The 15922-nt window shown below is 69.2% G+C and carries 8 protein-coding genes; 3 read left to right on the top strand and 5 right to left on the bottom strand.

What is annotated here, in order from left to right:
* Window positions 1-60: 60 nt before the first annotated feature.
* Together ACFRAQ_RS24865 and ACFRAQ_RS24860 are read left to right on the top strand one after the other, a co-directional pair.
* Window positions 61-1491, top strand: a complete 1431-nt coding sequence (locus ACFRAQ_RS24865) for an FAD-binding oxidoreductase (protein ID WP_379103782.1) — start codon at window positions 61-63, stop codon at window positions 1489-1491.
* Window positions 1488-2804, top strand: coding sequence for a class I SAM-dependent methyltransferase (locus tag ACFRAQ_RS24860; RefSeq protein ID WP_379103475.1), 1317 nt, complete (start codon window positions 1488-1490; stop codon window positions 2802-2804). Before ACFRAQ_RS24865 ends, ACFRAQ_RS24860 begins: the two co-directional genes overlap by 4 nt.
* A 46-nt stretch (window positions 2805-2850) precedes the next feature.
* Here ACFRAQ_RS24860 and ACFRAQ_RS24855 read toward each other — a convergent pair whose 3' ends face one another.
* The 5 genes from ACFRAQ_RS24855 to ACFRAQ_RS24835 all read right to left on the bottom strand — a co-directional run bounded on the left by ACFRAQ_RS24855 (window position 2851) and on the right by ACFRAQ_RS24835 (window position 14620).
* Window positions 2851-4335 (bottom strand): alpha/beta hydrolase, encoded by a 1485-nt coding sequence (locus ACFRAQ_RS24855; RefSeq protein ID WP_379103472.1) that lies wholly within the window; start codon window positions 4333-4335, stop codon window positions 2851-2853.
* 57 nt (window positions 4336-4392) lie between these two features.
* Window positions 4393-7974 carry a protein kinase gene (locus tag ACFRAQ_RS24850; protein WP_379103470.1) on the bottom strand — a complete coding sequence of 1194 codons (3582 nt, stop codon included), beginning with the start codon at window positions 7972-7974 and terminating at the stop codon, window positions 4393-4395.
* 208 nt (window positions 7975-8182) lie between these two features.
* On the bottom strand, window positions 8183-10336 hold the full coding sequence (locus tag ACFRAQ_RS24845; RefSeq protein WP_379103468.1) for a 3-hydroxyacyl-CoA dehydrogenase NAD-binding domain-containing protein: 2154 nt from the start codon (window positions 10334-10336) through the stop codon (window positions 8183-8185).
* Between the two features lie 37 nt (window positions 10337-10373).
* On the bottom strand, window positions 10374-11585 hold the full coding sequence (locus ACFRAQ_RS24840) for an acetyl-CoA C-acetyltransferase (RefSeq protein WP_379103466.1): 1212 nt from the start codon (window positions 11583-11585) through the stop codon (window positions 10374-10376).
* A 257-nt stretch (window positions 11586-11842) separates the two neighbouring features.
* A complete protein-coding gene (locus ACFRAQ_RS24835; RefSeq protein WP_379103464.1) occupies window positions 11843-14620 on the bottom strand; it encodes a DNA polymerase III subunit gamma and tau in 2778 nt (925 codons plus the stop codon).
* A 400-nt stretch (window positions 14621-15020) separates the two neighbouring features.
* Here ACFRAQ_RS24835 and ACFRAQ_RS24830 point away from each other — a divergent pair, with 400 nt between their 5' ends.
* Window positions 15021-15854, top strand: a complete 834-nt coding sequence (locus ACFRAQ_RS24830) for a hypothetical protein (RefSeq protein WP_379103462.1) — start codon at window positions 15021-15023, stop codon at window positions 15852-15854.
* Window positions 15855-15922: the final 68 nt, after the last annotated feature.

Here is a 15922-nt window from a genome sequence, read left to right as displayed (position 1 = left end):
CCGCCGGTGCTTTCTTGCTGGCCGTACCGGTCGGTGCACGCTAGGTTTTCGAGGGTGGCAGTGAGTCTGTTGGGTAAGGCCGGCCGCGCACCGGCCGCACAGGAATCAGGTTTCGCCGCGCATCAGGCTGGGGTCGATCGCCTCCTGGCCTCCTACCGCGCCATACCGCCGGATGCCAATGTCCGGCTGGCCAAGAAAACGTCCAATCTCTTCCGGGCCCGCGCCCGCAGCACCGCACCCGGACTCGACGTGTCCGGATTGACGCAGGTCATCGCGGTCGACCCGGAAGCCCGCACGGCCGACGTGGCCGGGATGACCACCTACGAGGACCTGGTCGCCACCACGCTGCCCTACGGACTGGCCCCGCTGGTGGTGCCGCAGCTCAAGACCATCACCCTCGGCGGCGCGGTCACCGGACTCGGCATCGAATCCACCTCGTTCCGCAATGGGCTACCGCACGAATCCGTGCTGGAGATGGACATCCTCACCGGGGCGGGCGAGATCATCACCGCGACCCGCGACGGGGAGCACGCGGAGTTGTACCGCGGATTCCCCAATTCGTATGGAACGCTAGGTTATTCGACGCGCTTGAAAATCGAGCTGGAAACCGTCGAACCTTTTGTCGAAGTACGGCACGTTCGCTTCCACCGGCTGCGCGAACTCGAGGCCGCCATGGCGCGGATCATCGCCGACCGCGCCTGGGACGGCGAACCGGTCGACTACCTCGACGGCGTCGTCTTCACCGCCGACGAGAGCTACCTGATCCTGGGCCGCCAGACCGACGAACCCGGCCCGGTCAGCGACTACACCGGCATGGACATCTACTACCGGTCCATCCAGCACGACTCCCCGCGACCCACACGCGACCGGCTCACCATCCACGACTACCTGTGGCGCTGGGATACCGACTGGTTCTGGTGCTCGCGGGCCTTCGGCGCGCAGAACCCGCGCATCCGGCGCTTCTGGCCGCAGCGGTACCGGCGCTCCAGCTTCTACTGGAAACTCATCGCCCTCGACCACAAGTACGGCATCGGCGACAAGATCGAGGCGCGGCACGGGAATCCGCCCCGCGAACGGGTGGTGCAGGACATCGAGGTGCCGCTCGAGCACACCGCGGACTTCGTGGAATGGTTCCTGCGCGAGATCCCGATCGAGCCGATCTGGCTGTGCCCGTTGCGATTGCGCGACAGCGACGGCGAACGGCCCTGGCCGCTCTACCCGCTGGAACCCGAGCGCACCTACGTGAACGTCGGCTTCTGGTCGGCCGTGCCGACCGTGCCGGGACAGCCCGAGGGCGTGGCCAACCGCGCCATCGAACGCAGAGTGTCCGAACTGGACGGTCACAAATCGCTGTATTCGGACTCCTTCTACGACCAGGATGAATTCGCCGGCCTCTATTACGGCGGCGGCGCCTACTCCTCTCTCAAGAAACGCTACGACCCGGATTCTCGTCTACTGGATCTGTATTCGAAGGCGGTGCAACGCAAGTGACCACGTACAAGGACCGTTCCGACGTATTCGCCGAGCTCGGAACCAAACTGAGTATTGCCGAGATCTTCGCGACCCTGCTCGACGGCCCGGTGCCCATCCGCCTGACCTGTTACGACGGCAGCACCGCCGGACCCGAGGACTCCGAATTCGGCCTCGAGATCCTCACGCCCCGCGGCGTCAACTACATCGCCACCGCGCCCGGCGACCTCGGCATGGCGCGCGCCTACATCGCCGGGGACCTGATCGCCCACGGCGTCGAACCCGGCGACCCGTACGAACTGCTGAAGGCCATGGCGGGCATGAAGTTCCGCCGCCCCACCGCGCTGCAGCTGGTGGTCATCGCCCGTTCCCTGGGCTGGGAACTGCTCAAGCCGGTGCCCCCGCCGCCGCAGGAGGCCATGCCGCGCTGGCGGCGCATCGCGCTGGAGGGACTGCGGCACAGCAAGACTCGCGACGCCGAGGCCATCCACCACCACTACGACGTCTCCAACACGTTCTACGAATACGTGCTGGGCCCGTCCATGACCTACACCTGCGCTGCTTACGAGGACCCGGCCTGGACGCTGGAACAGGCGCAGGAGAACAAATACCGCCTGGTCTTCGAGAAGCTGAACCTGAAGCCCGGCGACCGGCTGCTCGACATCGGCTGCGGCTGGGGCGGCATGGTGCGCTACGCCGCCAAGCAGGGCGTCCACGTCATCGGCGCGACCCTGTCCGCCGAGCAGGCCGAATGGGCGCAGGCCAAGATCGCCGAGGAAGGCCTGTCCGACCTCGCCGAGGTGCGGCACTCCGACTACCGCGACGTGCGCGAGGGCAATTTCGACGCGGTGTCCTCCATCGGCCTGACCGAACACATCGGCGTGCACAACTACCCGGCCTACTTCGACTACATCAAGTCCAAGCTGAAGGTCGGCGGCCTGTTCCTCAACCACTCCATCACCCGGCCGGACAACACCCGCATCACCAAGGCGGGCGACTTCATCGACCGCTACGTCTTCCCCGACGGCGAACTCGCGGGCTCGGGGCGCATCATCTCCGAGATCCAGAACGTGGGCCTCGAGGTGCTGCACGAGGAGAACCTGCGCGAGCACTACGCCCTCACCCTCGCCGAATGGTGCGACAACCTGGTGAAGAACTGGGACGACGCGGTCGCCGAGGTCGGCGAGGGCACCGCCAAGGTGTGGGGCCTGTACATGGCGGGCTGCCAGCTCGGGTTCGAACGCAATGTGGTGCAGCTACACCAGATCCTGGGCGTCAAACTCCCCGCGGACCAGACCTGGACCGTGCCCCTCCGCCCCTGGTGGAAGGCATAACCCCCGGAGGACGGGCGTGCGGCCGGTGCCGCGCGTCCGTCCCCTCTCACGACGACAGGCCGGGCACCGGAATCCCCAAACGGGCTGTCAGCCAGGGGAATGACGATGTGAAGGCCGAGGCGGCGAACTGCCAGGTGTGACCGCCGACCGTCGTGTGCACGGTGCAGTCGATGCCGACCTTGCGGCCCGCGTCGCACAGTTGCTCGGCGGCGCCTTCCTCGTTCGCGTCCTGGACGCCGTCGCGGCCGCCCTTGCCGATCTGTTCCTCGCTCACCTTGGGCATCCCGGGGAAGTTCCGAGGCTGTCCGTTCGGTGCGCCGTTCGCGCCCGCGTTGTTGGTGCGCTTGGGCGCGGTCAGGTCGTCGAACACGCCGACCACGCCCGTGTAGGGACCGTGCTTCTCCATGACCGTCAGCGGATCGAATTGCGCCCAGGCGTCGGCGTTTCCGCCATACAGGCGTTTGATGGTCTGTTCCTTGGAGCCCGCGGTCGGGCCCAGGTCACCGGCGATGTCGACGAAGGTGCCGAACAGGTCCGGATGCATGACGGCCAGGTCGACCGCGCAGGTGCCGCCCATGGACCAGCCCACCACCGCCCACTGCGCCGGGTCCTTCGAGACGCCGAACTCCGACTCCACGTAACCGGGGACGTCCTTGGTGAGGTGGTCGGCCGCGTTGCCGCGCGGGCCGTTCACGCATTCGGTGTCATTGTTGAAGCTGCCGCCGGAATCGACGAACACCAGCACCGGCGTCTGCCCGCTGTTCTTTGCCGCGAAAGCGTCCACGGCGGGCATGATCTGGCCGCTGCGCACCCAGTCGGCCGGGGTGTTGAACTCGCCGCCGATCATCATCACGGCGGGCAGGGTGGGCGGTGTGTCACCGGCGAACCAGGCGGGCGGCAGGTACACGTATTCGCGCCGATGCCGGAAGTCGCTGCCCGCCTCCGGAATATCCACCTCCACGATGCGCCCGGTTCCCACATCCGTCTCGCGCAATGCGGCGAGCTCGTCCAGATCCACCTGGTGCGGTAGCGGATCCGCGTTGAGCGCGTCCCATGCCGCCTGCACCGTCGGGTAGTAACCGACCCACTGGTTGAGCACCACGCCGGTGTACAGCAGCGCCGCCGGGACCGCGAGCACCGCCGCGATCCGCTGCCACCAGCCGCCGGTCCGCAGTCCGACGATCGCGGCCACCAGTCCGGCGGCCGTCAGCCCGACCGACGCCCACAACAACGCCGGCGCCGGATCCGAGGCCAGCCCCTGATCGTCCACGAAATCCCAGGCCGCCCACGCCGCCGCGACGCCGCCCACCGCGCACACCGGCATCCACAGCACCCACCAGCGCCGCGTCGCCCGCGCGAACGCGATCACCAGCAGCAGCACCGCCACGAACGCCACCACCTGCGGCACCCACCCGTGCAAGAGCGAAACCCCGTGGTGGAAGCCCCCGTAGCCATTGCGGGCGGCGGGCGGGTGCGGCGCGGGCGGCGGCCCGAGCGGCGGTGACTGCGACGGCGCATGCGGCGAGAACACGACGGCGATTGTGTCCGCCGTTCCTCGAGAAACGCTGTGAATACCCTGCGACCCGTCCTACAGCAGTGAGTCCAGGAAGCGACGCGGCGCCTCCTGACCGTCCGCGTCCAACGGCATCTCGTGCCGCATGGTCCGCAGGATGGTGAGCACGCCCGGCCCGGCATCCAGCAGCGGCCGCGACCAGCCCAGCTCGGCGCACCGCAGCACCACCGGCGTCAGCGTCGCGATCGACTCCCCGAGCCAGCCCGCCGTGGAGAGGCACTCGGCCAGCAGCAGCGCCGAATCGAGTTCGGCCCGGGGCCGGTGCTGTTCCTGGATCCGGGAGTGCAGGACGCGGGCCCGTTTCACCACGGTGTCGTCGGTGCCGAGCGGGGCCAGGTCGTCGGTGGCGCGGTCGTCGCCGCGATAGTGGCGGGCCAGCAGCGCCCGGATGGTGGCGATCTCCTCGGCCTCGGCGGTCAGCACCGCCGCACCGGTGGCATGCCGCGGTGTGCGCGCCATCGGGTCGGTGACCAGGCCCGCGCTCAGTGCATCGGCGGGCAGGCCCAGCCGCAGGCGCTCGGCCCGGACCTGCGCGGCCAGCCGGGTGAGCTTACGGTCGGCGGCGATCCGCGCGCCCTCGTCCAGGCGAGCCGCGGCGGTCGCCAGGTCGCCGCGCACCGCCTTCACGCGCGCGCCGCTCACGAAGGTGGTGACCAGGAAGTCGACCGGGCCGACGCGGGTGGTCAATTCGTGGCTCTGATCCAGCAGCCGCTCGGCGCTGTCCAGGTCGCCGCGGCGGTAGGCGACCTCGCCCAGCAGCGCCGCCGCCACCCGCACCGCGTCCGACCGGGACCCGGCGCGATCGCGGGCGGTCTGCCAGGCTTGTTCGAAACACCGTGTGGCGGTGGCGATATCGAGCTGCTCGTAGGCGGCGGCGCCCCGGGCGCACAGGCCGAACACCTCGCCCAGCGGGTCGGCCGACCGCGAGTGGAAGGGGGCGGCCCAGTCCTGCATGTCGCGCGCGCCCTCGAAGTCGAAACCGCACAGCCGCACGAACGAGGCCAGGTTCGCGGCCGTGGACACCGTCCACGCCGGGAGATCGTCGGCCAGCTTCAGACATTCGGTGATCTTGTCGAGCACGCCCTCGGTGCGGTCCCGCGCCACCTGGTCGGCCGCCGCCAGCACCGCCGCCTGACAGCGCTGGGTCACCGCCTCGGCATCGTCGGTGCCGCTGCGCGCCAGCATGTTGGACAACCGGCCCAGCGCGGTCCGCGCCGCCCCGGACTGCTGCAGATTCACATTCGCCCGGGCCAGCGCCATCAACAGCTTGGACCGCGAAGTCACCTGCTGGACCGGCAGTTTCGACACGGTGCCGAACAGGGTGGCCAGCCGCGAACTGTCGATCAGATCCATGCCGCCCTTCTCGACCAGGTCCAGCGCGTACTTCAGATCGGTGGCGGCCAGCGCGTGATCCACCGACTGCTTGATCAGATTGTGTTCGGCGAACCACCGAGACGCCTTGCCGTGCAACTTCTTCAACTGCCCCGGCTGCGCCCGGTCCAGCCGGGCCCGCAGATGCTCGGCCACCATCGGCTGCATCCGGTACCAGCTCGGATCGTCGGGAATCCGGTGCACGAACAGCTCACGCTGCTCGGCCTCGTCGAGCAGATCCGCGGCGTCCTTCGCACCCGACAGCGCCTCGGCCAGCGACGCGTTCACCCGCTCGGGAATCGCTATGGCGCCGAGGAATTCGAGCATGCGCGGCTCGATGGCGCCGAGCACGTTCTCGGCCAGATACTCCCGGATCGCCTTGTTGTCACCGGACAGCCCGATGATCAGCCGGTCGACATCGTGATCCGCCGCGCGCAGCGACAATCCCGCCAGCTGGATCGCGGCCGGCCAGCCGTCGGTGGCGGTGTGGATCTGCTCGACCTGCCGGTCGCTCAATTCCAATCCCAGCCGGTCGACCAGGATTTCCCGGGTCTCCGACTCGGTCAGCCGCAACTGCGGGGACCCGAGCTCGATCAGCTCGTCGGCCACCTGCATGCGGCTCAACGGCAGCCCCGCCCGCTCCCGGCTGGTGATGACGAAACGCAGTTCGTGCGAACAATTGTCGAGCAGCGACGCCATCACCCGCTGCGCCCCGGCGTCGGTGATCCGATGCCAGTCGTCCACCACCACGACCACCGGGGTCCCGCCGGCCCGCACCTCGTCGATGAGCGCCGACACCGCGTACGGCACCGCCTCGGCGGGCCGCTCCTCCAGCAGCTGTTCCAGTCCCGCGCCGATCTCCGGCCGCACCTTGCGAATGGCCGCGATGATGTGGGCCAGCAGCCACACCTCGTTGTCGTCGTCGCGGTCGATGCCGATCCAGGCCACCGGCACCCCGCGATCGGTGAGCTCGGCACACCACTGCGCGGCCAGCGTGCTCTTGCCGAATCCGGCCGGGCCGTGGATCACCGCCAGCCGGCGGCGGCCGCCCGACCGCAGCGGCTCCAGTAACCGGGGCCGGGCGATCGGTTCCCGCGCCGGGGTCGGCGGCAGGAATTTCGTTGTGGCCGTAGGCGGGAACGTATTGCCGGTGCCGAACACCGCGCTCGGATTGCCGGTCGGGCGCAGCGTCAGCGACCGGTTGCGCGGGGCCGTCACCACGGTGTGCCGGCGCTGGGTCGAATACGTCGGCGCCGAGGGATCGTGGCCGTCCGCACCGAGTTCCGCGCCGTCGATCAAGGCCATCTCGTCGGGCACCTGACCGTGGTCGCCCTGCACCCCGCGCAGCAGCTCACCGAACTCCACCGCGCTGACGGGCCGATCCCGCGGCTCCGGCGACATGGCCGCCTCGATGGCCGCGGCCACATCCGCCGGGATCTCCAGTTCCCGCAGGTCCGGCACCGGCTGACTGGTGATGCGCAGGAACTGCGCCACCACCTTCTCCCCGGCCTGCCGCTCGAACGCGGCGTGCCCGGTCAGCAGCGCGAACAGGGTGGAGCCGAGCCCGTACACATCCGAGCGCACGGTCGGCTCGTCGCCCTTGAGCACCTCGGGCGCCGTGAACGCGGGCGACCCGGTGATCAAACTCGTGGACGTGCGGAAACCGCCCGGGATGCGCGCGATTCCGAAATCGGTGAGCTGCGGTTCCCCGTACCGGCTCAACAGCACGTTGGCGGGCTTCACGTCCCGGTGCAGCACCTCGGCACGATGCGCGGTCTCGATGGCCCCTGCCAGCTTCACCCCGACACGCAGCGAATCCGCCCAGGACAGCGGCCCATTGTCGTGCACCACCTGTTCCAGGGAACCGCGGGTCGCGTACGGCATCACGATGTAGGGCCGCCCGGTCGGCGTCACGTCCACCTGGAGGATGTCCACGATGTTCGGATGCCCGGACAACCGGCCCATGGCGTGTTCCTCGCGCAGGAACCGCTCCCGGCTCTCGTCGTCGATCTCCGCGGAGAGCACCTTCACCGCCACCACCCGGTCCAGGGCGCGCTGGCTACAGCGGTACACCACCCCGAACCCGCCCCGGCCGATCTCCTCCGCGTCGAACAGGCCCATGGCCTCGAGTTCGTCGTCGATATTCACGGGAACGTATGCCTGCGTGGAGTTTTCGGGAGACGCCTGCTCACGCCGCGAGCCGTCCCGGCGCGCCTGTGAGTTCATCTCCACCACCTCGACCTGGAACGAGTAACCGTGTCCACCCGCGCATATTCAACGTAGCGCGGACCGCTCGGGCGTGTGGACCGTTTCGGTCTCGCGCCCACCGCTGTACACATACCCGTACAACACTCGGCCCGGGCCGCGTATTCGCGACCCGGGCCGGGTATTTCACATGCTCGAGCGCTGGTGGTTCAGCGCTCGCGCACGGTTACTACTTGCGCAGCGAGGCCGGAACCTCGAAGCGGCTGCCGAACTTGGCGGCCAGCTCGTCGGCGCGGGCCACGAAGGCTTCCTGTCCACCCGGGTAGCCGACGATGAACTGGTGGGTGCCACCGGTCCAGGCCGGGAAACCGATGCCGAAGATCGAGCCGATGTTGGCGTCGGCGGTCGAGGTCAGCACGTTCTCGTCGAAGCACTTCTGGGTCTCGATGGCCTCCGCGAACAGCATGCGGTCCTTGAGATCCTGCAGGGTGACGCCCTCGGGGAGGGTGGTCGAGGTGCCGAAGGTGGAGCGCAGCTCCGACCACAGACCGGTGGCCTTGCCATTGTCGTAGTCGTAGAAGCCCGCACCGCCGGCCTTGCCCTTGCGGTCGAACTCGCCCACCAGCTTGTCGAGGATCTTGGCGGTCGCGCCCGAAGCGGCGTCGATCTCGCCGCCCGCGGCCAGCACGGCCTCGGCGGTCTCCTTGTAGATCTTCTGCATGGTGGTGAAGTTCAGCTCGTCCGACAGCTTCAGCGGCGCCGCCGGGTAGCCCGCCTGCAGACCGGCCTGCTCGATGGTCTGCGGGTCGACGCCCTCACCGAGCATCATGATGGCCTCGTTGATGAACTTGCCGATCACGCGCGAGGTGTAGAAGCCGCGCGAGTCGTTCACCACGATCGGGGTCTTGCGGATCGCGAGGGTGTAGTCGTACACCCGGGCCAGCGCCTCGTCGGAGGTCTTCTCACCCTTGATGATCTCGACCAGCGGCATCTTGTCGACCGGCGAGAAGAAGTGGATGCCGATGAAGTCCTCGGCCCGCTTCACGCCGTTGGCCAGCAGGGTGATCGGCAGGGTCGAGGTGTTGGAGCCGAGCAGCGCGTCGGCGTCCACGATGTCCTCGATCTCGCCGAAGACCTTCGCCTTGAGCTCCGGGTTCTCGAACACGGCCTCGATCACGAAGTCCACGCCCGCGAAGTCGGCCGGGTCGGCGGTCGGCTTGATGCGGTCGAGCAGCACCTTGGACTTCTCCTCGGTGGTCTTGCCGCGGGAGAGCGCCTTCTCCTCGAGCTTGACCGAGTAGTCCTTGCCCTTGTTGGCGGCCTCGACGGTGACGTCCTTGAGGACGACGTCGATGCCGGCCTTGGCGGTGACGTACGCGATGCCCGCGCCCATCATGCCCGCGCCGATCACGCCGACCTTCTTGATCTCACGCTTCGGCACGTCCTTCGGACGCGAGCCGCCGTTGTTGATGTGCTGCAGGTCGAAGAAGAACGCCTGGATCATGTTCTTGGCGACCGGGCCGGTCAGCAGGGACACGAAGTAGCGGGACTCGATCAGCGACGCGGTGTCGAAATCGACCTGCGCGCCCTCGACCGCGGCGGCCATGATGGCCTGCGGCGCCGGCATGTTCTGGCCCTTGAGCTGCTTGCGCAGGTTGGCCGGGAAGGCCGGGAGGTTGGCGGCCAGCGCGGGGCTGGACGGGGTGCCGCCCGGAATCTTGTGGCCCTTGACGTCCCAGGGCTGCACGCCCTTGTCCGGGTTGGCCTTGATCCACGCCTTGGCGGCCGGGACCAGCTCCTCGATCGAGCCGACGACCTCGTTGATCAGGCCGGTGGCCTTGGCCTTGGCCGGGGTGAACTTGTTGCCCTGCAGCAGAACGCCCATCAGGCCGTTCGCGATGCCCAGCATGCGGGTGACGCGGGTGACGCCGCCACCGGCCGGGAGCAGACCGAGGGAGACCTCGGGCAGGCCCAGCTGCACGCCCTTCACGTCCGCGGCGATGCGGTAGTGGGTGGCCAGGGTGATCTCCAGGCCGCCGCCCAGGGCAGCGCCGTTGATCGCGGAGACGACCGGCTTGCCCAGCTTCTCCAGGCGACGCAGGTCGGCCTTGATGGTGGTGAGCTCTTCCATGATGGAGGCCGCGTCCGCGGGGGTGGTCTTCATCATGTTCTTCAGGTCGCCGCCCGCGAAGAAGGTCTTCTTCGCGGAGGTGATGACGACACCGGTGATGTCGTCCTTCTCGGCCTCGAGGCGATCGACGGTCGCCTTCATGGAGTCCTTGTAGAGCTGGTTCATGGTGTTGGCGCCCTGGTTGGGGTCGTCCATGGTCAGCACGACGATGCCGTCGGCGTCCTTTTCCCAGCCGATCATGTTCTCGGTCATAGTGTTTCGTGTCTCCCTAGAGAAAAGTCGGTGGGCGTCAGACGCGCTCGATGATGGTGGCGACACCCATGCCGCCGCCGATGCACAGGGTGATCAGGCCGTAGCGGGCGTTGCGACGGTGCAGCTCGTCGACCACGGTGCCCGTGATCATCGCGCCGGTCGCGCCCAGCGGGTGGCCCATGGCGATCGCGCCGCCGTTGACGTTCAGCTTCTCGTCCGGGATCTGCAGGTCCTTCTGGAACTTCAGGACGACGGAGGCGAAGGCCTCGTTGATCTCGTAGAGGTCGATGTCCTCACGCTTCAGACCGGCCTTGGCCAGCGCCTTCTCGGCGGCCGGGGTCGGACCGGTGAGCATGATGGTGGCGTCGGCGCCGGAGGTGCCGGTGGCCACGATGCGGGCGCGCGGGGTCAGGCCCGACGCGGCGCCGGCCTCTTCGGAACCGACCAGCACCAGGGCGGCGCCGTCGACGATGCCCGAGGAGTTACCACCGTGGTGCACGTGGTTGATCGACTCGACGAAGGTGTAGCGCTGCATGGCCACCGCGTCGAAGCCGCCCATCTCGCCGATGCCGGCGAAGGCGGGGTTCAGCTTGCCGAGGTCGGCGGCGGTGGTGCCGGGACGCATGTGCTCGTCGTTGTCCAGCACGGTCAGGCCGTTCATGTCCTTGACCGGGACGACGGAGTTGGCGAAGTAGCCGTTCTTCCAGGCCTTGGCGGCCAGGTCCTGCGAGCGCACGGCGTAGGCGTCGACGTCATCGCGGGTGAAGCCCTCGATGGTGGCGATCAGGTCGGCCGAAATGCCCTGCGGGACAATGTAGCTGTCGTAGCTGGTCTTCGGGTCCATGAACATGGCGCCGCCGTCGGAGCCCATCGGCACGCGGGACATGGACTCGACGCCACCGGCGATGACCAGGTCGTCGAAGCCCGAGCGCACCTTCTGGGCGGCCAGGTTGACGGCCTCGAGGCCCGAGGCGCAGAAGCGGTTGATCTGGAAGCCGCCAACGGTGTCGGGCAGGCCCGCGGTCAGCACGGTGGTGCGAGCGATGTCCGCGCCCTGGTCACCGACCGGCGAGACGACACCCAGGATGATGTCCGAGATGCGAGCCTCGTCCAGGTTCGGGAAGCGCTTCCGCAGCTCCTGGACCAGACCGGTGGTCAGGTCGATCGGCTTGACCGAGTGCAGCGACCCCCCACGGTTCTTGCCGCGCGGGGTGCGGATGGCCTCGTAAATGTAGGCCTCTGTGGTCATATCGGAGTTTTCCTCTCTTGGGTGCGCCGTCACCGCGTTGTGCGGGCCGTGCCGTAGCCATACCTCGCCGACCGGCCCCACGACCGATCGCCTTTGACGCTGTACAAACAACGTCCCGAGCCGGTTTGTTGACGCTCCGGTAACCCGTACGCCTGGGCATACCTTAGAACCTCGCGAAACCGATACTCACGGCCACCCGATCATAGTACCGAACTATGCGAACTCCGGTTAACTTAAGTTGGCACCCGAGGGAACTGTCAACCCTCCAGAGGTGTGGCGCCCAACTCCTGCACCAACAACGCTAGGGCCACCTCATCCGGGTCGCGGCGCTCTTCCGGAGGCACCGGCTTGGCCGACTCCTCCAGCATCTCGCGCTCCTCCTCCGGCGTAGTAGCAGGTGGGACGCCGTCATAACCTACCGGCGAGTAGTCCACCGGCCCCGGATCGTCCGGAAGGTCCGGCCCGTCGGGCAGCGGAATATCGTCCTCCGGCGGCGCGAAACGAGCGCTCTCCCGCTCGAACGAATCCCCGCCCGCCGGCCCCGGATCCGCGGGCGCGGGAGCCGCCGGAGCGGACGCGGGGGCGCTCCCCCACCCGGTCGCCGGAGCCGGTTCGGCGACCGGCGCCGCGGCCGCCTTGGCCTGACTCGGCCGCGAGAACTTCTGCGCCGCCTTCTTCGGCTCCGCGGGCGCGCTCGCGGGCGCCCGGCCCGCCGGGGCCTTGGCGGCCGAGCCGCCCGACCCGGCTCCCCCGACTTCCCACTTCACCCCGTGTTCACGCCCCAGCACCGCCTGGACCGCCGACTGCACGGCCTCCAGGTACTGCGGCTGCGACAACCGCTGCGCCAGCGGCGCGTGCTGATGCGCCAGCACGATCGTCTCGCCCTCGACCCGGGCCACGCTCGCGCCGGACAGCAGCGCGTGCACCGCGGCCCCGAACTCCCGCACCTTGGCCCGGATATCCGCCCAGGCCTCCTCGACCTGCGCCAGCACATCGTCACCGGCGGGGCCGGCCGCCGGGGCCGCCGCGGCAGCCGGAACCGGCACGGAGGTCGGCTGCGCCGGTTCCTGCCCAGCGGTGGCGGCACCGGCTTCGGCGACCGCCGGGCCGGACGAAGCGGGCTGCGCGACAGCGTGGTCGGCGGCGGGAGCGGACGGCGGGGCGGCTACGGCGGGCTGCGCGGGAGCGGCGGCCGCGGCGGTGCTCGTCGGCGCGGACGCGGCTACCGGATCCGCGGGCGCTTGTTGCTGCGGCGGCAGCGCTTGCCCGGACTCGGGCTCCGGCGTGACGTTCCCGGTAGTCGCGGAGCCTTGTGAAGCCTGTTGCGCGGCAGCGCGTTCGGCGGGGTGAGCAGGCTGCGCGGCCACTGCGGCGGCAGCGCTCTCCGGCACGGGGACCGGGGACGGCGGTGCGGCCATCGCGGGCACCGGGCTCGCAACCGGCGAGAGCTCGGGCGGCCGGACCGTGGTTCCGGTCGGACCTGGATTCGCGGAATCCACTGCGGGAGAACCGGATCCGCTCGGCGGCATGGCCTGGGCGGACGGGGCGTCCCCGGCCATGGGAGCGTTCGATTCCGTGGCGGGAGCGGCCGGGGCCTGAGCGGGCGGCGCAGGAGCCACTGCGGGAGCCACCGGAGGCGCGGCTGCCGAGGGCGAATCCGGCGCGGCCGGAGCCGCGGCGGCCTGGGGCGAAACCGGCTCGTCTGCGGCGGAAGGCGTTGGCGTGCCCGACTTCTCGGCCCGCATGGCGGCCAGGGCGGCGGCTCCGCGGCGCGCGTTGCCGCCTCCCGCGGCGGGCGGAGCTGCGGCCGGGGCCGCCGCCGCGGACGCGGCGGCGGGCGCGGCGCCCTGGGGCTGCTGCGACGCGGCGGGGAGTGCGCCGCTCGCCATGCGGCGCTCGAGGAGTTCGAGGCGCTGGAGGGTGGCGGTCTCGGCGTCGGAGGCCGCGGGCAGGAGCATGCGGGCCGCGATGACCTCCAGCAGGAGGCGGGGGTTGGTGGCGCCGCGCATGTCGCCGAGGCCCTCGTGCAGGAGTTCGGCGTGGCGGGCCAGGGTGGCCGAGCCGAGGCGGTCGGCCTGGGCGCGCATGCGGTCGATGACGTCGCCGGGGCCGGTGACCAGGTTGCGGTCGGTGGCGTCGGGGACGGCGCGCAGCAGGATCAGGTCGCGCAGGCGCTCGAGCAGGTCGGTGGCGAAGCGGCGGGGGTCGTGGCCCGCCTCCACCACGCGGTCGATGGTGCCGAAGAGGGCCGCGCCGTCGGAATCGGCGAGGGCGTCGACGGCGTCGTCGATCAGGGCGACGTCGGTGACGCCGAGCAGCGACACCGCGCGGGGATAGGTGACGCCTTCCGTGCCCGCGCCCGCCAGCAGCTGGTCCAGCACGCTGAGGCTGTCACGCGGGGACCCGCCGCCGGCGCGAATCACCAAGGGATACACCGACTCCTCGACCTGCACGCCTTCCTGGTCGCAGATCTTGCCGAGCAGTCCGCGCATGGTGGCGGGCGGGAGCAGCCGGAACGGGTAGTGGTGGGTGCGCGAGCGGATGGTGGGCAGCACCTTGTCCGGCTCGGTGGTGGCGAAGACGAAGATCAGGTGGGCGGGCGGCTCCTCCACGATCTTGAGCAGCGCGTTGAAGCCGGCCGTGGTGACCATGTGCGCCTCGTCCACGATGAAGACGCGGTACCGGGATTCGGCGGGTGCGTAGAAGGCGCGGTCGCGCAGTTCGCGGGTGTCGTCGACACCGCCGTGGCTGGCGGCGTCGAGCTCGATGACGTCGAGGTTGCCCGCGCCGCCCGGACCCAGCGCCACGCACGACGAGCACACGCCGCAGGGGGTGGAGGTCGGTCCCTGCTCGCAGTTCAGCGAGCGGGCGAGGATGCGTGCCGAGGAGGTCTTGCCGCACCCGCGCGGTCCCGAGAACAGATACGCATGACTGATCCGTCCGGTGTCGAGCGCCGTACTCAGCGGATCGGTGACGTGCTCCTGACCCACCACTTCAGCGAACGTTGCCGGTCGGTACTTCCGGTACAGAGCCACGGGGAGAGGTTACCGGTGCGCCCCGACAGGTGGTGACATGCGGCCGAACCACCAGCCGCCCCTCGATGTGATGCAAATCACATTCCATCCCGAGCTCCGGTCAAAACCGACCGACCCGAACTGATACCCCGTCAAATCGGATAGCTAATTCTCCGCGTTGTTTTGAAACGGTAATTGTCGAACCCACATTTCTTGCAACCACACCAGATACAGACCTGCGTTCTGTTTCAACTCCACAGAGCGGACATAACGATCCTGTGACTCGGTGCGGCAAGATCGCAATCCCTTGGCTACCGTAGACATCGGCAACTTCGGTAGCCAAACCTTCATCAGGTTGGTTGCCCCGGCCGGTCCCTCATCCCGACCGGGGCACAACCAAATCCTCCGGAGGACATGCTCCGTGCCTTCGCACGACGACATCGCCACCGCCTGGCTCTCCAGCACCGAATTCGCGGACGACAGCGCCGCCGTCGGACTGCTCAGCCGGGCCATCAGCCCGCACGATTACGACATCAAGCGTGATTCGCTACCGGTGTCGGCGGCTGCCGATCCGGCCACCGCGGGCGCGATTCTGGAACTGCTGCAGCGCCGCCAGGTTCCGACCCTGGCCGCCATCCGCACCCACATGGTGCAGAACGACATGCGAACCGAGGCCGAGCGCATCGAGCGGCTGGGCCGCCGGGCGCAGCGCAGCATCGACGATTTCGGGCGGGTCCTGGCCAAGTTGACCGACGAATACTGGACCGTGCACGGCACCGGTCCGACCCGGCGCGACATTCTGCTCACCGAACCGGTGATCGCCCTGATCCGCGACCGGGTGGGTGACATCCCGCCGACCGCCGTCAAGCACCTGTGGCTCATCGAGCGCGCGCAGCGGTCGGGCTGGATCGCCTACAGCGCCGAGCCTCGATCCCTGTGCGCCGGAAGGCGTTTCTTCGGCGCCCGCTACGGCAACCGGGTCTCGCTGCGGCCGGCGAACATGATCGGCACCCTGGTGGCGGCGTACCTCCGCGACCAGCTGGCCGAGAACGGGCGCCCGCCGCGCTGGTCGGTCATGGCCTACGAGCTGCGCGACGACCGGGGCCGGCGGGTGTTCAACGACACAGCCGACGCCCGCGCCCAGCAGCAGTGGCTCGTCACCGCGGAATGGATGGCGCTGGAGGACGGAAATCCGGTGCCCGGCCCGCGGGGATTGCGCGCGCTGGCCAAAAAGGCCAGGGAACAGCGCAGCTGACGCTGTTACGGGGAGGTATCGGACTCCTCATTTTTGTAACAGCGCCTTAACGTGAGTTTTCGGTAACT

This window comes from Nocardia sp. NPDC056611, from assembly GCF_042792755.1.
GTDB lineage: Bacteria > Actinomycetota > Actinomycetes > Mycobacteriales > Mycobacteriaceae > Nocardia.
This window is presented reverse-complemented; position numbering and strand designations above follow the sequence as displayed.